At 63.7% G+C, this 18116-nt stretch carries 20 protein-coding genes; 11 read left to right on the top strand and 9 right to left on the bottom strand.

Annotation, left to right across the window (positions count from 1 at the left end; all coding sequences use genetic code 11):
* Positions 1-60 precede the first annotated feature (60 nt).
* Positions 61-843: a metallophosphoesterase family protein gene (locus ACX93L_RS02165; RefSeq protein WP_459403314.1), complete on the bottom strand. Its 783-nt coding sequence runs from the start codon at positions 841-843 to the stop codon at positions 61-63.
* 257 nt (positions 844-1100) lie between these two features.
* Between ACX93L_RS02165 and ACX93L_RS02160 the strand changes: the two genes are divergently transcribed.
* On the top strand, positions 1101-1898 hold the full coding sequence (locus tag ACX93L_RS02160) for a creatininase family protein (RefSeq protein ID WP_459403313.1): 798 nt from the start codon (positions 1101-1103) through the stop codon (positions 1896-1898).
* Here ACX93L_RS02160 and ACX93L_RS02155 read toward each other — a convergent pair.
* Positions 1886-2875, bottom strand: coding sequence for a LysR family transcriptional regulator (locus tag ACX93L_RS02155; RefSeq protein ID WP_459403312.1), 990 nt, complete (start codon positions 2873-2875; stop codon positions 1886-1888). The two genes, ACX93L_RS02160 and ACX93L_RS02155, sit on opposite strands and share 13 nt — an antisense overlap.
* A gap of 184 nt (positions 2876-3059) precedes the next feature.
* Here ACX93L_RS02155 and ACX93L_RS02150 point away from each other — a divergent pair, with 184 nt between their 5' ends.
* The 7 genes from ACX93L_RS02150 (at position 3060) to ACX93L_RS02120 (ending at position 10693) form a co-directional block, all read left to right on the top strand.
* On the top strand, positions 3060-4073 hold the full coding sequence (locus tag ACX93L_RS02150) for an ABC transporter substrate-binding protein (RefSeq protein WP_459403311.1): 1014 nt from the start codon (positions 3060-3062) through the stop codon (positions 4071-4073).
* 167 nt (positions 4074-4240) lie between these two features.
* Positions 4241-5065 (top strand): ABC transporter ATP-binding protein, encoded by an 825-nt coding sequence (locus tag ACX93L_RS02145; RefSeq protein ID WP_459403310.1) that lies wholly within the window; start codon positions 4241-4243, stop codon positions 5063-5065.
* Positions 5065-5895 (top strand): ABC transporter permease, encoded by an 831-nt coding sequence (locus tag ACX93L_RS02140; RefSeq protein ID WP_459403309.1) that lies wholly within the window; start codon positions 5065-5067, stop codon positions 5893-5895. The genes ACX93L_RS02145 and ACX93L_RS02140 overlap by 1 nt, the downstream gene beginning before the upstream one ends.
* A complete protein-coding gene (locus ACX93L_RS02135) occupies positions 5895-7211 on the top strand; it encodes a cytosine deaminase (RefSeq protein WP_459403308.1) in 1317 nt (438 codons plus the stop codon). The genes ACX93L_RS02140 and ACX93L_RS02135 overlap by 1 nt, the downstream gene beginning before the upstream one ends.
* Positions 7212-7216: 5 nt before the next feature.
* Positions 7217-8623: an FAD-binding oxidoreductase gene (locus tag ACX93L_RS02130; RefSeq protein ID WP_459403307.1), complete on the top strand. Its 1407-nt coding sequence runs from the start codon at positions 7217-7219 to the stop codon at positions 8621-8623.
* Between the two features lie 207 nt (positions 8624-8830).
* Positions 8831-9412, top strand: a complete 582-nt coding sequence (locus ACX93L_RS02125; protein WP_459403306.1) for an NAD(P)H-dependent oxidoreductase — start codon at positions 8831-8833, stop codon at positions 9410-9412.
* A 144-nt stretch (positions 9413-9556) separates the two neighbouring features.
* Positions 9557-10693, top strand: coding sequence for a low temperature requirement protein A (locus ACX93L_RS02120; RefSeq protein ID WP_459403305.1), 1137 nt, complete (start codon positions 9557-9559; stop codon positions 10691-10693).
* Positions 10694-10747: 54 nt separating this feature from the next.
* Here the strand turns inward: ACX93L_RS02120 and ACX93L_RS02115 are convergent, their stop codons facing one another.
* The 7 genes from ACX93L_RS02115 to ung all read right to left on the bottom strand — a co-directional run bounded on the left by ACX93L_RS02115 (position 10748) and on the right by ung (position 15681).
* Positions 10748-11116, bottom strand: coding sequence for a hypothetical protein (locus ACX93L_RS02115; protein WP_459403304.1), 369 nt, complete (start codon positions 11114-11116; stop codon positions 10748-10750).
* An 11-nt stretch (positions 11117-11127) separates the two neighbouring features.
* Complete coding sequence (locus ACX93L_RS02110) at positions 11128-11433, bottom strand: hypothetical protein (protein WP_459403303.1); 306 nt, start codon at positions 11431-11433, stop codon at positions 11128-11130.
* An 89-nt stretch (positions 11434-11522) separates the two neighbouring features.
* The gene (locus ACX93L_RS02105) at positions 11523-11921 is read right to left on the bottom strand and encodes a DUF1236 domain-containing protein (RefSeq protein ID WP_459403302.1); all 399 of its coding nucleotides are present in this window, start codon (positions 11919-11921) and stop codon (positions 11523-11525) included.
* A gap of 167 nt (positions 11922-12088) precedes the next feature.
* Complete coding sequence (locus ACX93L_RS02100; RefSeq protein ID WP_459403301.1) at positions 12089-12478, bottom strand: RidA family protein; 390 nt, start codon at positions 12476-12478, stop codon at positions 12089-12091.
* A gap of 109 nt (positions 12479-12587) precedes the next feature.
* A complete protein-coding gene (locus ACX93L_RS02095) occupies positions 12588-13484 on the bottom strand; it encodes a DMT family transporter (RefSeq protein ID WP_459403300.1) in 897 nt (298 codons plus the stop codon).
* A gap of 98 nt (positions 13485-13582) precedes the next feature.
* The gene (locus ACX93L_RS02090; RefSeq protein ID WP_459403299.1) at positions 13583-14821 is read right to left on the bottom strand and encodes an NAD(P)/FAD-dependent oxidoreductase; all 1239 of its coding nucleotides are present in this window, start codon (positions 14819-14821) and stop codon (positions 13583-13585) included.
* 146 nt (positions 14822-14967) lie between these two features.
* The gene (gene ung, locus ACX93L_RS02085) at positions 14968-15681 is read right to left on the bottom strand and encodes a uracil-DNA glycosylase (protein ID WP_459403298.1); all 714 of its coding nucleotides are present in this window, start codon (positions 15679-15681) and stop codon (positions 14968-14970) included.
* 107 nt (positions 15682-15788) lie between these two features.
* Between ung and ACX93L_RS02080 the strand changes: the two genes are divergently transcribed.
* The 3 genes from ACX93L_RS02080 to ACX93L_RS02070 all read left to right on the top strand — a co-directional run bounded on the left by ACX93L_RS02080 (position 15789) and on the right by ACX93L_RS02070 (position 18048).
* On the top strand, positions 15789-16145 hold the full coding sequence (locus ACX93L_RS02080) for a hypothetical protein (protein WP_459403297.1): 357 nt from the start codon (positions 15789-15791) through the stop codon (positions 16143-16145).
* Entirely contained in the window at positions 16142-16735 is a 594-nt protein-coding gene (locus ACX93L_RS02075) for a DedA family protein (protein ID WP_459403296.1), read from the top strand. The genes ACX93L_RS02080 and ACX93L_RS02075 overlap by 4 nt, the downstream gene beginning before the upstream one ends.
* Positions 16736-16854: 119 nt before the next feature.
* Entirely contained in the window at positions 16855-18048 is a 1194-nt protein-coding gene (locus tag ACX93L_RS02070) for a ceramide glucosyltransferase (protein WP_459403295.1), read from the top strand.
* Positions 18049-18116: the final 68 nt, after the last annotated feature.

Genomic DNA, 18116 nt, shown 5'->3' with positions numbered 1-18116 from the left:
TCCTCCTACTCAGACTCAGGATGCGGCGCGCAGAACGCCTATCCTGATTGAGTTTTGACCCTAGAGGATGACAGCCTCGTTCCCGACGACACGCGCAGCGGTGAGCCGGCCGGTCGAATAGCAGGCGGTGTCGATGCCGATGCGACCCGGTCCGAAACTCGGCATCGACGAAGGCGTATGGCCGTGAATGACCGTAACCCCGGTTTCTGGACCGCGGGCGAGGAAAGGCTCGCGGATCCAGATCAGGTCCTCGTCCTTTTGGGCGTCGAGCGCCACGCCCGGCCTCAGGCCGGCATGGACGAAAACGAAGTCGCCGATCTTCACCGCGATCGGTAACGCCTGGAGCAAGGCGCGATGGAGCGCCGGAACCTCGGCCTGCATCATGGTCGCCAGCGCGGCCATTCCGCCGCCCCCCTCCATGATTCGGGTGACATCGATGCCGTAGGACATCAGCGTCTCCACGCCACCGAACCGCAGCCAGTCGAGATTGTCCTCGGGCTGCGCCATGAACTGTAGGAAGAGATCCTCGTGGTTGCCGCAGAGCAGGATGCGGTCGAAGCCCTCCGGCGGCGGGCTCAGCAAGTAGTCGAGCACCTGTCGCGACGTCGGGCCGCGATCGACATAGTCGCCGAGCATAACGATGAGCTTCGGTCCTTCGATGAAACGGCCATCCTCGCTGATGCGCGCCTCCAGCGCGAGAAGCTCCGCAAGGCAACCATGCACGTCGCCGACCGCATAGATCGCCGCATAGAGATCAGGCGCGAATTCGAGCCGCGGACGGCCGTGGCCGGTCACCGTGGCGTGACGGCTGGCGGGGAAGAACCTGTCGAAATGGCGCTCCATCAGGACCTCGGGAGGGAGGGAAGCGGTCCGGCCAGGGATGACCGGTGGCAAGCCCCCAAGCTAGTGCGCACCCCCGTGCCTGACAAGGCGGCACCCGGAACCGGATGAGGTTCGACCGGTTGTCGAATCTGCGTCTCCCTCATGCCGAACGGACGGGACCGCACACCAAAAGGCAGCGGCCTGCACACAATATGATGCTTTTCGAAGCCTGCAGAATTGCCTAAGCGATTGGGTAAGGCACTTGCGAGGGTTAAGCCATGGTCAAGCCATTCTTCTGGAACGAACTGAACACGGGCGATTTCGCCGGCCTCGACCCGGAAAAGACGATCGCCATTCTACCGATCGCCTCGACCGAGCAGCACGGGCCACACCTGCCGATCGCCACCGACGTGGCGATCGCCAACGGCATGCTCGCCGAACTGAAGACCCAGCGCCCGGACGACCTCGACTTCCTCGTTCTCCCGACCCAGGAGATCGGCAAGGCCAACGAACACATCTACGGCCCGGGCACCCTCTCCTTCGGTCCCGAGATCCTCATTCCGGCCTGGACCGCTATCGGCACCAAGGTCGCCGAAGCCGGCGTCCGCAAGATGGTCATCGTCAATTCGCATGGCGGCAATGTCGATGTGATGAGCATCGTCGCCCGCGAACTGCGCGTGCGCCACCAGATGGCGGTCGTCTCCACGCAGTGGGGCCGTTTCGGCAATCCAGACGGCATGATTTCCGAGCATGAGAGCCGCTACGGCATACATGGCGGCGAGGTCGAAACCTCCCTGATGCTCCATTTCCGCCCGGACCTGGTGCGCATGGAAAAGGCGCAGAATTTCGTCTCCCGGGCCGAGGAGATGAAGGCGAACTCGAAATTCCTGACACCGCTACCACCGCATTCACTCGCCTGGATCGCCCACGACCTCAACCCGAACGGCGTCGTCGGCGACGCGTCCAAGGGCACGGCCGAAAAAGGCGAAGCGATCTGCCGGCACCAGGTCGCCGGCTTCGTCGAGCTTCTGCGCGACCTCGCCGCCTATCCGCTCGCCAATCTCTATTCGCGCTGATCATCCTCGCGCAGTCCAAAACCGCGCTCGCCCGGCTTCTCCCCGGCCGGGATATGCCCCCTCGACTGCAGATCCTGAACGAGAACCAGCAATTCCTGCATCAGGTATTCGACGAAGAGGCTAGTCGCCGCATCGAGCGGCGCGCGGGCGCGGGCGAAAAGCTTCATCGGCTGGTGCCGGAGCTGGCCCTCAAGCAGTGGTCTGAACACCAGCTCGCCGGCGCGGCACTCGGCAATGACGTCGAGCGGATTGAGCAACGTCAGCGCCGCCCCGCATTTCACCAACTGCTTCATCAGTTCTGACGAATTGGTTTCCAGCACCGGCTCCACCGGCAGCGGTACCGGCGCGAGCGCCAGGTCGATGATGTTGCGCAGGCTGGTACCCGACTGCGCCAGCACCAGCCGTTCCTGCACCACATCAACCAGATCGATCGGCCCCGCCTCGTGGGAGAGCGGATGGCCGGGCGGCAGTACCACCCCGACCGGTATGTCGAAATTGGCAAGCGTGCGGATGCCCGGCGTCGCCGGAATGTTGAAGCCAAGGCCGATATCCACCTCGCCCGTCAGCACCGGATTGATGGTGGTCGAGCCGCCGTCATTTCGAAGCTGGATGCGCACGCGAGGATGGGCCTCGAGGAACCGCGCGAGGATCTGCGGCAGCGGCCCGGAGGCGAGCCCGACGGTGGTCACCAGCGTGACCTTGCCCGCCTGCGGCATCTTCAGGCCGCGAATACGGGATTCGAGCTTCTCGTAGTTCTTGAGAACGTCGCGGATATGCTCGACGCACAGCTCTCCGGCCGCCGTCAGCCTGAGCCCGCGCGGTAGCCGTTCGAAGATCGGCGCACCGAGCTCTTCCTCGAGCGCCAGGATCTGCCTGTTGACCGCCGACGAGGCGACGTTGAGCCGTGCCGCCGCCTTCCGGATCGATCCGCAACGGACGATTTCGTTGATGTACTGAAGTTTTCTAGAATGCAGCAAGGCGACACCATTGCATAAAAAATGCTCACAAAGCACAATTTGGGCACCCACCGTGCGTGCGGTGCAAAAAAGGCATCAATGCGGACGAATTTTGATGCTTTTCAAAGCGCAACGCAATGGCTCAAATGAAGAAAATGGGGCCCACTGGCGGAGCTCCAGATATGGACAGGGGAACCGGATCGACATGCGCGACACTCTCACCAAGACCACTTTTCTCGCCATCCTCGGCCTCGGAACGGCGCTTGTCGGCTCTCAGGCCTACGCCCTCGACGAAGTCAGCTATGGCACCAACTGGCTCGCCCAGGCCGAACACGGCGGCTTCTACCAGGCGGTCGCCGACGGCACCTATGAAAAGCACGGCCTGAAGGTCACGATCGTCCAGGGTGGCCCGAATGCCGCCAACCGCGCCCTGCTGATCGCCGGCAAGGTCGATTTCTACATGGGCAGCCCGCTCGGCGAGATGGACGCGGTCAAGGAAGGCATTCCGCTGGTCGACGTCGCGGCGATCTTCCAGAAGGACCCGCAGGTCCTGCTCGCCCATCCCGACCAGGGCATCGAGAAGTTCGGCGACCTCGCCAAGCTCGACTCGATCTTCATGGGCAAGGACGGCTACGTCACCTATTTCGAGTGGATGAAGAAGCACTACGAAGGCTTCAAGGACGAGCAGTACAAGCCCTACACCTTCAACCCGGCTCCGTTCATCGCCGATCCGAAGTCGGCCCAGCAGGGTTACCTGACCTCGGAACCCTATGAGATCGAGAAGCAGGCCGGCTGGGCGCCGAAGGTCTTCCTGCTCGCCGACAACGGTTACAATCCCTACTCGACGATGATCACCACGACCGCCACCATGGTCGAGACCAAGTCGGACGTCGTCCAGCGCTTTGTCGATGCCTCGATCGAGGGCTGGTACAACTATCTCTACGGCGACAACAAGGCCGCCAACGACCTGATCAAGAAGGACAATCCGGAAATGACGGATGGCCAGATCGAGTATTCCATCAAGAAGATGAAGGAATACGGCATCCTGGAGTCCGGCGAATCCCTCGAAAAAGGCATCGGCTGCATGACCGAGGACCGCTACAAGAAATTCTTCGACGACATGGTATCGATCGGTGTCGAACCGGCCGAACTCGACTACAAGAAGGCCTTCACCACGCAGTTCGTCTGCAAGGGTGTCGGCATGGCGCTGAAGAAGTAAGGGGGCTGCCCCCCATCCGGCTGCCGCCACCTTCGCCCCGCAAGCGGGGCGAAGGAGTTTCCGGGCTTGCGCCCGCGCTGAAATCCCCTCTCCCCGCTCGCGGGGAGAGGGTTAGGGTGAGGGGCAATCTCCAGCCGCTCTTCTTCATTCACATTCCAAGGCCACCCATGTCTTTTTCCGAAGCCACCATCCCCTTGTCTCCCCCCGAGAAGCGCCGGGCACTGGTGGTCATGAAGGACGTTTCGAAGACCTTTTCCAGTGGCACGGTAGCCCTCACCGGCATGTCGCTGACGGTCAATGGCGGCGAGTTCGTCAGCCTGCTCGGCCCTTCCGGCTGCGGCAAGTCGACGGCACTGCGCATCATTTCCGGCCTCGGTGACGTGTCGACCGGCACGATCGACTGGCCGAGCTCGCGTATCAACTCCAAGGGCCTGCCGGAGGGAGACATCTCCTTCGTCTTCCAGGAGCCGACGCTGATGCCGTGGCAGACGGTGTTCGGAAATGTCCACCTTCCGCTGAAGCTCAAGGGCGTTTCCAAGCAAGCGGCCCACGCCGACATCATGGCGACGCTTGCCACCGTCGGCCTCGACAAGTTTGCCGACGCCTATCCGCGCGAACTGTCGGGCGGGATGAAGATGCGCGTGTCGATCGCCCGCGCGCTCGTCACCAAGCCGAAGCTGTTGTTGATGGACGAGCCCTTTGCCGCCCTCGACGAAATCACCCGCCAGAAGCTGAACGACGACGTTCTGAGACTCTGGAAGGAAACCGGCATCACGGTCGTCTTCGTCACCCACTCGGTCTTCGAAAGCGCCTATCTGTCGAACCGCATCGTCGTGATGAAGGCGCGACCCGGCCGGGTCCATGCCGATTTCCCGCTCCACACCAGCCTGGAGCGAGACGCCCACTACCGCACCTCCGAAGAATACCGCCAGGCCTGCGAGACGGTATCGGAAACGCTGCTTGAAGCCATTGGCGGAGAGGACGCGCACTGATGACCAGGAACAGCCCATCGGCGAATGCCGGCCTCATCGACCGCCACGGCGAGCTCCTCCTGAAGGTGCTCGTTCCGGTGATCGTCGTCGTCGCCTTGATCAGCCTCTGGCACATCGCCGTGATCGTTTCCGGCGTGCCGCAATATATCCTGCCGAGCCCGGCAGCCGTCGCCGTGTCCCTGGTCAAGGACTGGGGCACGCTGGCGCCGGCTCTCTGGGTCACGACGCAGATCACCATGGCCTCGCTGGCGCTCGCCCTGATTGGCGGCGTGGGCATCGCCGTCTTCCTCGTTCAGTCACGCTGGATCGAGCTTGCCTTCTATCCGATCACCGTCATCCTGCAGGTTACCCCGATCGTTGCGATTGCCCCGCTGATCCTCATCTACGCGCCCTCGACCCAGGTCGCATTGCTGATCTGCGCCTTCCTCGTCGCCTTCTTTCCGATCCTGTCCAACATGGTGCAGGGCCTGAAGAGCGTCGATCATAATCTCTTGAACCTTTTCGACCTTTACGGCGCCTCACGCTGGCAGACGCTGCTGTATCTCAAGCTTCCCGCCTCCCTGCCCTATTTCATGACGGGCCTGAGGATCGGCGGCGGCCTGGCGTTGATTGCGGCCGTGGTGGCGGAATTTGCCGCCGGTTCGGCGGGCGCCGGTTCGGGTCTCGCCTTCCGCCTGCTCGAAGCGCAATATCGCCTCAATATTCCCCGCCTTTTCGCCGCGCTCTTCCTTCTGTCCTGCCTCGGCGTCCTGATTTTTGCCATTACCTCCTTCATTTCGTGGCTCGCCCTGCATCGCTGGCACGAAAGCAGCCTCAAGCGAGAGAACTGATGCCGAAATCCGCATTCGCTCTGCCCGACGCCCCCCGCTTCGCTCTGGTCAACGCGACGCTCCCGGAAGTGACCGTCGACGGATACGTGGGACCGGCAGCAAGAGAGGGGCTGGTGGCTGCGGACATCGTGATCGCCGACGGCCGGATCGAGGCGATCGGACCCGCAGGCTCCGCCCCGGCCGGCATCCCGGCAACCGATCTTGCCGGCGGCATGGCTTGGCCCTGCTTCGCCGACATGCACACCCATCTCGACAAGGGCCACATCTGGGACCGCCAGCCCAACCCGACCGGCGACTTCGTGGGCGCCCTCGACGCGGTCCGCACCGACCGCGAGGCGCGCTGGAGTGCAGCCGACGTACGTGCGCGAATGGAATTCTCGCTGAAGACCGCCTATGCCCATGGCACCAGCCTGATCCGCACCCATCTCGACAGCCTGCCGCCGCAGCATCGCATCTCCTTCGAGGTTTTCTCCGAGCTGCGAGACGCCTGGAAGGACCGGATCGCCCTCCAGGCCGTCGCCCTTTTCCCGCTCGACATGATCACGGATGAACCCTTCTTCAGGGACCTCACCGAAGTGGTCGCCTCCCACGGCGGCCTGCTCGGCGGTGTCACCCAGATGTGGCCGGACCTCGACCAGCGTCTGGACCTTCTGTTCCGCACCGCATCCGACAACAGCCTCGACATCGACCTGCATGTCGACGAGACGCAGGACCGCGAAGTACTGACCCTGAAGGCGATCGCCGAGGCGAAGCTCAGAAACCGCTTCGAGGGCTCCGTCACCGTTGGTCACTGCTGCTCGCTAGCCCGCCAGGACGACGACATCGCCGCAGCGACTATCGACAAGGTGGCCGAAGCGGGCGTTTCCGTCGTCTCCCTGCCGATGTGCAACATGTACCTGCAGGACCGCGTCACCGGCCGTACGCCGCGCTACCGCGGTGTCACGCTGCTCCACGAACTGGCCGCGGCCGGCGTCGCGACCGCGATCTCCTCCGACAACACACGCGATCCCTTCTACGCCTATGGCGATCTCGACCCTGTCGAGGTGTTCCGCGAAGGCGTGCGGATCCTTCATCTCGACCACCCGCTCGACGAGGCCGCGCGCGTCGTCACGCGTTCTCCAGCCGACATTCTCGGCCGCGCCGATCATGGCCGCATCGCCGTCGGCCTTCCCGCCGATCTCGTGCTGTTTTCGGCGCGGCGCTGGAGCGAATTCCTTTCCCGTCCGCAGGCTGACCGCATCGTGATGCGGAATGGCATGGGCATCGACCGTAGCCTGCCGGATTATCGTGACCTTGACCCGATCATGAAAGTTTAAAGGCCATGCCCGATTACGCAGCGATCATAAAGGAACTCGATGGCATTGCGGTCGAGGACAATCCCGCGCTCGTCAAGCAGAAGAGCCGCGACTTCTACTGGTACTCGCCGATCCTCAAAGCCCAGCTCGACAACGTCGTGGGCGACCTCGTCGTCTCGCCGAAGAACGAGGAAGAGGTGATCCGCACTCTGAAGGTGGCCTACGCGCACGGCGTTCCCGTCACTCCGCGCGGCGGCGGCACCGGCAATTACGGCCAGGCCATGCCGCTCTCCGGTGGCATCGTGCTGAACATGATGAACATGAACAAGATCAAGGCGATCCACCCCGGCCGCGTGATCGCCGAACCCGGCATCATCACCGCCGAACTCGATCGCCTGACCAAGGAGCATTCCGGCCAGGAACTGCGCTTCCATCCCTCGACGACGGGCACTGCGACGCTCGCCGGCTTCATCGCAGGCGGTTCGGGCGGCGTTGGCTCGATCACCTGGGGGGGCTTGCGTGACCTCGGCAACATCCTGCGACTGCGCGTCGTCACCATGGAGGCCGAGCCGCGCGTGCTTGAGCTTTCGGCCTGGGACCTGCAGAAGGTCTCCCACGCCTACGGCACCAACGGCGTCATCACCGAGGTTGAGATGCCGCTGGCGCCGGCCTATGACTGGGTCGACGTGATCGTCGGCTATGACGACTTCATGGACGCCGTGAAGTTCGCCGACAACCTCACCCACCGCAACGGCATTCTCCTCAAGGAAGTCGCGCCGATCAGCGCGCCAATCCCCTACGACTACTTCACCCGCCACAAGCCATGGCTGAAGGAAGGCCAGTCAGTCGTCGTTCTGATGGTGGCGCCGCATTCGATGGAACCCTTCGTCGCCTATGCCGAGAAGATGAAGGGCGACATCCGCTTCCGCTCCGACACGGTGGAAAGCATGAAGGGCATCCCGCATGCCTACGAGCTTGCCTGGAACCACACGACGCTGCGCGCGCTGAAGCTCGACACCGGTTTTACCTATCTCCAGGTCCAGTATCCCGGCCCCGACCATGTCGAGAAGGTCCGCCAGATGTCGGACATGTTCCCCGGCGAAGTGTTCGGCCATCTCGAATTCATCAAGTTCGACGGCGCGATCCAATGCGCCGGCCTGCCGCTGGTGCGCTACACGACCGAGGAGCGGCTGGAAGAAATCATCCGTCTGCACGAGGAAAACGGCTGCCCGATCTTCAACCCCCACCGCTACACGCTGGAAGAAGGCGGCATGAAGCAGACGGACACCGTCCAGCTCGACTTCAAGAAGGAAACCGACCCGAAGGGCCTGCTCAATCCCGGCAAGATGATCGCCTGGGACAATCCCGATTTCGATTTCAAGGCAGGCAAGAACTACCTTTTCCCCGGCCTCCAGGCATTTCAGGAGGCTTGATACCGCCAGACTGACTTAAACTTCCGAAGGTACTCCCGATCATGACCGGCCCGCCGGCCGTGATTCATGGAAACGACCATGGTGATCGAAGGCCCGGCTTTGGCGGCGGGCCTCTTGCTCATCGGGACAAACGGCGCGGAAAAATTTCAACCCGACACCGGGACGCCCCCCGCGCGGCCCGGCGGCGAAATGGAGCTTTTCAACACCATGCGCGTACTCGTTCTGCACTCCCATCCCCTCGATGAAAGCTATGGCCGGGCGCTCTATCGCCAGACCTGCGAAAGCCTGACCAAGGCCGGCCACGAGGTCGACGGCTGCAATCTCTATGAAGAGGGTTTCGATCCCGTGCTCTCGGCACACGACCGGACCGTCTATCACGACTATCCGGAAAACACGGTTTTGGTGAAGAACTACGTCGACCGGCTGCAGGCCGCCGAAGCGCTCGTCATCGTCACGCCGGTCTGGAACTTCGGCTTCCCGGCCATGCTGAAGGGCTACTTCGACCGGGTCTGGGTCAAGGGCGTATCGTTCGACCTTGAGGACGGCAAACTGACGCCGACGCTGCGGCACATCAAGAAACTCGCCGCCGTGATGACCTATGGCGCGACACCCTGGCGCGCCTTCCTCGTCGGCAACCCGCCAAAGAAGATCGTCACGCGCGTGCTGCGTGCCCAGATCAAGATCGGCGCGCCGGTGAAGTATCTCGCCCATTACGACATGAACAACTGCACCGACGAGACGCGCGCCGCCTTTCTGGACAAGGTGAAGAACCACATGGAACGGTTCTGACCTGCTGCCCGGCTTGTTGCGCACTCTATTTCCTGCGAAAAAGTAGCAAGAGACAAAGAAGAGGCCGATATGACCGCCGGGCGCCCGTTTTTCCATCGCATCATTGCTCCGCTGCGGCCACGCGACCCTGACGAACATCATCGCGTGGCCACACCTCTGGAATTGCTGTTCGACCTGGTAACGGTGATTGCGATTGCCTCAGCCGCAGCAGGCCTTCACCACGGCATTGCGGAAGGCCATGCGCTTCAAGCGCTCCCTATGTTCGGCATGGCCTTCTTCGCCATCTGGTGGGCTTGGATGAACTTCAGCTGGTTCGCTTCGGCCTACGACAATGACGATGTCCTCCATCGGCTCCTGACCATGGTGATCATGGCCGGCTCGCTCGTCATGGCGGCCGGCATTCCCGTACTCTTCACCAACCAGCCCGATTTCACCGCCGTAATTATCGGCTACGTGCTGATGCGCATCGCGATGGTCGTTCTTTGGCTGCGCGCCGCCTGCGCCGATACGCCCCACAGGAAGACGGCGGTCGCCTATGCGGTCGGCATCACGGTCGTGCAGGTGTACTGGGTCACCTTCGTCCTGGTGCAGCCCCTTTCGACTGCGACCGCCTATGGGATGTGGGTCATCGGCGCGCTTCTTGAGATTGCCGTGCCCGCGGTCGCGGAATCACTGACATCCAACACCCCCTGGCATCGCCATCACATCATAGAGCGCTACGGTCTGCTCAACATCATCGTACTGGGGGAAACTCTTCTTGCCGGAACTATGGCGCTGCGCGAGACCGTCGAGCATTTTGACATCATGCTCGTGCATACGGCGCTCTCCGCGCTGGCAATCGTCTTTTCTCTCTGGTGGGTCTATTTTTCGACGGACGACCATCTGCCCACGCGTCACTTGCGAAGGGCCCTCATCTGGGGTTACGGCCACTTCTTCATCTTCGCGTCGGGTGCCGCAGTCGGCGCAGGCTTCGCCGTTCTTGTCGACATTATCACCCGTCATTCCGAAATCCCGCTCATCGCCGGATACTATGCAGTCGCTGTACCGGTCGCGGTCTATTTCACCTCTCTGTGGATCGTGCGAGAGCGCTATGCCTGCACCGGCCTCGCAATGGCTGTCCTGCCTTTCTTCGCCCTACTGGCACTGATCGCACCGCTGACAGGATTGGGCCTCGAGGGCGTCGCGGCCACAGCCGCACTCTGTGCAGTGGCACGGGCATGGCTGATATCCTCGGCGGACCTCACCACGGGCGAAGCGAAGACAACTGAACATCACATGTAGAACCGGCCTTCCTCTCGGAAGGCCGGTTCTCGGCGAAGCCGTAACTTTGAGGGATTACTGACCTGCCGGAGCAGGGTTTGCCGACGGAGCGGCCGGAGCCGGGGCTGCATCGGTCGGGGCAGCAGGGGCAGCCGGTTCGGCCGGAGCGACCGACGGGGCGGCCGGAGCCGGCTCAGCCGGGGCCGACGACATCGGAGCCGTCGTTTCAGCCGGGGTTGAGCCCGAGGTCGTGGTCGACGTATCCGTGAAGAAGAACACGGCGCCGACACCGAGCGCGATCGCGACGAGCAGGGCGACGATCCAGCCGGCACCGCTGCTGGTGCGGTCGTTATTGATGACGGTCGGCCCACCGCGATCGGCAGGCGCGCGAGCATCCTGCGGATGGACGGGACGGGTACCGTTGGTGTGAGAATAGTCTGTCATTTCAAATCTCCTCAATTGTTGCGCCCGAGGTCGAGCGCGTTGGCCGGATCCGGGAAGAACCGCGGCCCGACATGGCGAATGTTCAGTCTGTCTGCGGGGATTGGACGCGCTTCGAAGACATTCTTCGACACGCCTCCAAGGTCCGATTGGGCATCCTGTTCAACGGCCGCGGCCTCCATCCATTCGACACTTTCGGTGGCTGAATGCTGATCGATCAGTTGTTCGGGCCGATCGATCATCTGGTGGGCAGCTTTCGCCGAAAGGGCGAGGGCAAGTCCAATGACAACAGTATTCACTGCAAGGATCGGCTTGTTCATCGCCCTCTCCCACCGTTTCGCGTTCAAGATGTCCGATAGTCTTGATGTCCCGGGCTTTGGGCCTGTCGCCCGCCCGGAAAGGTCAGGTCTTATTCAACGACCTGGACGACCACATGGGTCTGCGGATCGACGATCACGCGCTGGTTGTTGACGACCGCATAGGCATAGGTCGGGTTTTCAGGAACCGGGGTCAGCACCACGGTCTGCGGGACAGGCTTGCCGATGACGATCGGCTGCTCGATCACGACCGGCTCCACCGGAACCGGCTGCTCACGGACATAGGTGACCACCTCGACCGGCGGCGGGGCGACCGCGGTACCGGCGATGGCACCGACGACGCCGCCGACGGCCGCACCCACGGGACCACCGACGATCGCACCGGTCACCGCACCGCCGGCTGCGCCGGTAACGGTGCCTTCCTGAGCGACAGCCGGAGCGGCAACCGAACCCAGTACGATGGCCGTAACTGCAAGAATCTTCGTCTTCATGGCGATTTCCTTTCCTGTAAGTCTGCCATTGACCGTAGAAACTTGCGGGCCTCCGTTTTGTTCCGGCAAAGACATGCTCACGCGCAGGGCAATGTTCTACCTCTCACCCCGAGCGGCAGGTGGAAATGGCAGGGAAATCGACTTCAAAGGGCTGGTAAGCGGGACTGTTACACCACCTTGGCCGCGGTCACTTCGACCTCGACGAGAAAGTCCGCGCGGGTGAAGCCGCCGACGACGATCAGCGTCGAGACCGGTTTTGGTTCCAGCGTATAGCGGTCGCGAACGGCCATGTAAGCGGGAAAATCCTCCCGCTTCGTCACGAAGCCCGAAATCCGGATGACGTCGGCAAAACTCATCCCGGCCTCTTCCAGAATTGCCTTGATCGCCTCGAAGCAGAGCTCTGCCTGTCCGGTGACATCCGGCGGAATGCTGTCGTCGGGCCGGATGCCCAGTTGGCCCGAGGTGACGAGCAGGCTGGCGCCGGGCGGCACCAGCAGACCGTGGTTATACTGGCCGAAGGGCGGACGGACGGAGGGTGGATTGAAGACGCGTTTCATGATGGGTCCTGCTGGCTGGGGAGGAGGCGATTGAACCGCGTCCCGCCCCCGGTTTCAAGGCGCCGGCGCCTCCCGCCTCGTCCTTTCCACCGGTGAGCGCAGGCGGCCCTCAGTGGCCGGCAGCCACGGGCGCCGCACGGTTGCGGCGTACCTCGTGGGCGATGTGGCCGAACAGGGCTGCAAGTACGATAGGCCCGCCCAGCATTGTCGCCTGGGAGGGCACTTCACCCAGGATCAGCCAGACCCAGAGCGGCGTCAGCGGCACCTCGAGCGCGGTGAGCAGGCTGGCATCCGCCGCCGGCAGGCGCTTCGATGCAGCCGTATAGAGGATCAGACCCAGCGCATTCTGCACGATCCCGAACGCAACGATCAGGCTCATGTCCGAAGCCGACACCGTCAGTGGCACGGCAAACCAGAAGGTCGTCAGCGAGCAAAGCCACGCAGAACCCGCCATCGCCGGCAGCATGGGTACGGTGCGGTGCTTACGCATGACGGTCGCAAGCCCGGCGACGGAGACCGTCATCACCAGGGCGAGCCCCTTGCCGAAAAGCCCGCCCGGCTCGCTCTGGTGATCGGAGAGCATGACGAGAACGCCGAGCACGGCAATCACGCTGGCGATCAGCGTCGCCCGGCTCGGCCGCTCGCCGATCATTAGATAGGCAAGCCCCGCCGTCATGAAGGGAACGGTCGCGTAGATCACCATCGCATCGGCGATCGACGTGTAATACATCGAGCCGATGCCGGTCACCATGCTGATCGCCGACAGCACCATCGCGGCCACCGACGGCCCGCGCATGCGCCGCAGGATGACGAGCGCATGTCCACGCTCCAGCCAGAGGAACAGCAGGAACACGCAGCCGCCGGACACCAGACCACGCCAGAACAGCATGGTCATCAGGTCGGTGGTGATGGAACGAATGAAGAGCCCGGACGAGGACCAGGCCAGTGCCGAGATCGCCGCATAGACCACCCCAAGGCGGTATTGTCGCTGGTCGTCAAATGTCATGAAGAAATGCCGGGCTGATGAAACGTAGCGAGAAGTATCGTGTCGACGCCGGGTCGGCAAGCGCGCCCCGACGACATATCGCTCACATTTTGGGCAACTCAGCCTTCCATGCCATCGAGGATGCGATACCAGGTGACCAGCGCGCCGACACCGATCTGCCGGAACGCATGGAAGGGTATGGGCTCGATCGGCGTGAGCGGGAGCGGCAGGACCGCCGGGTCCCCGCCCATGATGTAATCGACAAGCCTGGGCCCGATCGCCGTCATCAGCGCGACACCCCTGCCCTGACACCCACCGACAGCCAGGAGTCCCTTCTCAGGCTCGTGGATATGCGGCAGATGGTCGAGCGTCATCGCCACGCGTCCGAACCAGCGGTGCTCGATCGGCACGCCATCGAGCATCGGAAAGAGCCTGAGCGCCGCGTGCTGCAGATGCGCCCAGTCCTTCTCGCTGCGCGGTTTCGCCATCCGACCCCGGCCGCCCAGCACGAGCCTCCCGTCCGGGCTGCGCCGGTAATAGGTCACGATCCGGCGACTGTCGGACACCGCATGCCCGTGCGGCAGGATCCTCTCCTGCAGGGCCGGTGAAAGCGGTGCGGTCGCAATCTGGAAGGAATGAAGCGGAACAAGGCTTCTTGCGAGGCCCGGCACGACCCGGTCGGAATAGGCATTGGTCGCAACGACGACCGATCCGGCACTGATCGTCCCGCCCGCGCGCGTTTCGAGCTGCCAGGCATTGCCCTCGCGCCTCACCTTCCGGACCGTCTGGCCGGTGGCGATCCGGACACCCGCCGCCGCCGCGACCCGCGCCAGTTCAACGGCGAAGGCCAGCGGGTTGATGGTACCGGCCCGCCGGTCCAGCCAGCCGCCGAGATAACCCTCCGCCCCAGTCAGCAGCGCGACCTCGGCACCGTTCAGCAGCACCACGTCGGCGCCGCGCTCACGCCACTGGCGGTTCTTGTCTTCCAACGCGGCAAGTGCCGTCGGCGTATGCGCGGCGTGGATCCAGCCGGCGCGGCTGTATTCGACGTCGAGCCGCTCGTTCTCGATCAGGTCGAAGACCGCATCTGCGGCATGCGTACCGAAATCGATCAGCGCCTCGCCACGCGCGTTGCCGAAATGCTGGATGAGCCATTCCGGTGTTTGCTTGAGCCCCGGGATGACCTGCCCGCCATTGAGGCCGGACGCGCCCTCACCGATGGCACGCGCCTCGATCACGCGGACAGACAGGCCTCTGCGCGCGGCTGCTAGCGCCGTCGACAACCCCTGAAACCCGCCACCGATCACCGCAAGGTCGACCCGCTCGGAAGCAGCGAGCGGCTCATCGACAAACGGCATGGCTGCCGGTCGACGCCAGACGGGCCTCGTGAAATGCGACGGATTCATGCAAATAGGTCCTGAAAAGGCGTTCTAAAATCGCACGCATGCTGAACGCGGGCAATGCGAAAATCAATAGATTTTTAGGGAGTATGCGGCTCGTCCCCTTAAGAAGCCGGATCGGATCGCAGGGGCGTTTCGGGCAGCCGCCAGTCGATCGGATCGAGCCCGCGCGAGACCAGGAAATCATTGGCCTTGGAGAAATGCCGGCAGCCGAAGAAGCCGTTATGCGCCGAGAGCGGCGACGGGTGGGGCGCCTTCAGCACAAGGTGGCGCCGACCGTCGACAAAGGCGGCCTTCTTCTGGGCGTAGGAACCCCACAGCATGAAGACGACGTTCTCGCATTCGTCGTTGACGGCGCGGATGACGGCGTCGGTGAACCGTTCCCAGCCACGACCCTGATGCGCCCCGGCCCGCGCCTCCTCGACGGTGAGGACGCTGTTCAAGAGCAGCACGCCCTGGCGCGCCCAGCTTTCGAGGAAGCCGTGGGAGGCAGGAAGAATGCCGAGATCGGTTGCAAGTTCCTTGTAGATGTTGACCAGCGACGGCGGAATGCGCACGCCCGGCTGCACGCTGAAGCACAGGCCATGGGCCTGACCGGCGCCGTGATAGGGGTCCTGGCCGAGGATCACCACCCGCACCCGCCCGAGCGGCGTCAGGTCGAGCGCCCGGAAATACTCGATGCCCTTCGGGAAGATCCGTTTGCCGTCGGCCTTTTCGGCAATCAGGAAGTCCCTGAGCTGCTGCATGTAGGGACTTGAGAACTCCGAACCGAGCGCCTTCTTCCAACTCTCTTCGAGGCGAACATCCGAACCGCTCATTGCCGTGACATGCCTTTTCCGGTTACACCCATCGGGCTGATTGAAGGCCTGCGGTCGGGGCTGTCAAGCGTGACGACGGCCGGCCTCGCGTTTCGATGGGGATATGCGTGAAGGCTCTTGCACTCCTGTGGCGGCGGCACCGGCTGCTCACCCTCGCCTTTCTCGGCTCCCTGCTCGTTGCCGGCGTTTTCGCCGTGCGCTTCCTGCTCTTCGTGCTCTACTGGCACGACCCCGCTCACCGCGATCAACCGCTCGAAGGCTGGATGACCATCGGCTATGTCGCGCATTCCTATGACGTCCCGCGCGATCTCCTGATCGACGCGCTGCGCCTCCCGCCGCCGGGCAAGGGAGAAAGACCGACGCTCGACAGGCTTGCCGAGGGGCGCGGCCAGACACTCGCTGCCTTTGAAGGCGAGATCGCAGCGGCGATCGCGCGGCTGCGCGCGGAAGATCCGCATCGATGACCGAACAGCTGCTGGCCCTCCTGCCGCTCTACGGCCTGCCCTTGCTCGCCGCAGTCACCGCGCTGAGCTGCCTCGGCCTGCCCCTGCCCGCATCGATCGTGATGATGCTGATGGGGGCCTTCGCCGCTGCCGGGGATTTCAATCTCGCCGGCGTGTTTTCGACCGCCCTTGCCGCCGCCGTCCTCGGCGACCAGGCCGGTTTCCTGGTCGGCCGGGTCGGGGGCTCCGCCGTCATTCGGCGGCTGTCCGGCACACCGGCCCGAAAGGCGGCGCTTGCGCGCGCCGAGGAACGCATCGCCAGCCGCGGCGCGATCGCCGTCTTCCTCACCCGATGGGTGCTCGCGCCGCTCGGCCCCTATGTCAACCTGATCGCCGGTGCGACCGCCTATCCCTGGCACCGCTTCACGGTCTTCGGCGTCGCCGGAGAAGTCTTCTGGGTCGGCGGCTATACCGGCCTCGGCGTCACCTTCAGCGACAATGTCATGGAGATCGCCGAGATTGCCGGCAGCCTCAGCGGCTTCCTCGCCGCCGCAGCCATAGCCGGGCTTCTCGGTTGGCGGATCGTCAGGATCCTGCTCCACAAGGACTGACGGGCTGCAGGGCACGAAAAGCGGCGGGAACCGATTGGCGTCGGACGCAACCACAGATACCTTTGCCTGACTGTCATACCCGGATGCTATGCGGGAATCCCCCGACACGAGGACGAGCCATGACTGTCTTGACCTGGATCTGCGCCGCTGCCCTTTCCATTCACCTGCTCAGCATCCTGCTGGTCCTGGTGCGAAAGAAGCGCGGACAAGGACCGGACGGCGCCTCGGTCCGACCGCCGGTCACCATCCTCCGCCCGATCTGCGGTCGCGAAAACCATCTCGGCAGGACGCTGCAATCCGCCTTCCGCCTCGACTGGCCCGACTATGAAGTGATCTTCTGCGTCGCGTCGCCCGGCGATCCTGCGATCGCGGTGGCCCGCAAGTGCATGGCCGATCATCCCGGGATCCGCGCCCGCCTGCTGATCGGCGAGGATGTCTTCAGCGTCAACCCGAAGATGAACAACGTCATCAAGGGCTGGCGCAGTGCGACGCACGACTGGATCGTGATCGCCGACAGCAATGTGCTGATGCCCGAAGACTACCTGCAGCGCCTCTTCGCCCGCTGGGTTCCGGGAACCGGCCTCGTCTGCTCGCCACCGATCGGCTCTGCGCCTTCGGGTTTCGCCGCAGAACTCGAATGCGCCTGGCTCAACAGCTTCCAGGCGCGCTGGCAGCTGCTGGCCGATGCGGTGGGTCTCGGCTTCGCCCAGGGCAAGTCCATGCTCCTCAATCGGCAGGTGATGGCCCGGGCCGGCGGTTTCGAGCGGCTGGGTGCGGAAGTCGCGGAGGATGCAGCCGCAACCCACATCATCCGGGCGGCGGGCCTGAAGGTCCGCCTGGTGCGCGAACCGTTCGAACAACCGCTCGGCCGGCGTTCCTTTTCTTCGGTCTGGAAGCGCCAGCTGCGCTGGGCAAGGCTGCGCCGCTCCTCCTTTCCGCTGTTCTTCGTCCCCGAACTGCTCGCCGGCGGTCTCGTTCCGATGGCCCTGATGGCGGCGCTCGCCCTGTCCGGCACCTGCGCCCCGTCGACCTTCGCGCTTTACGGCTTGGCCTGGTATGGCGGCGAGATGCTTCTAGCGCGCGGATACGACTGGCATCTCAGCCGCTGGACGCTGGCTGCCATGATCCTGCGCGACCTGGCGCTTCCCGCGCTGTGGCTCGCCGCCTGGTTCGGCGACAGCTTCGACTGGCGGGGCAATGCCATGTCGGTTGCCCCGGACGATCCGCACAAGGCAGGTGCCACGGCCCGGCTTCGCCGCGCGGTGGAAAAAACGAAGGAGCGGGCCAAGGCACTGGCCACGCTCCGTCACTAGATTGACATTGTCTGGTCCCGAAAATAGCAGAGCGGGAACGGCGCAGAAGTGCCGCCCCCGCCCCGCCG

Source organism: Rhizobium sp. CAU 1783 (assembly GCF_054551725.1).
Note: the sequence above shows the minus strand (reverse complement) of the source record. Positions and strands in the feature narration are given on the sequence as shown.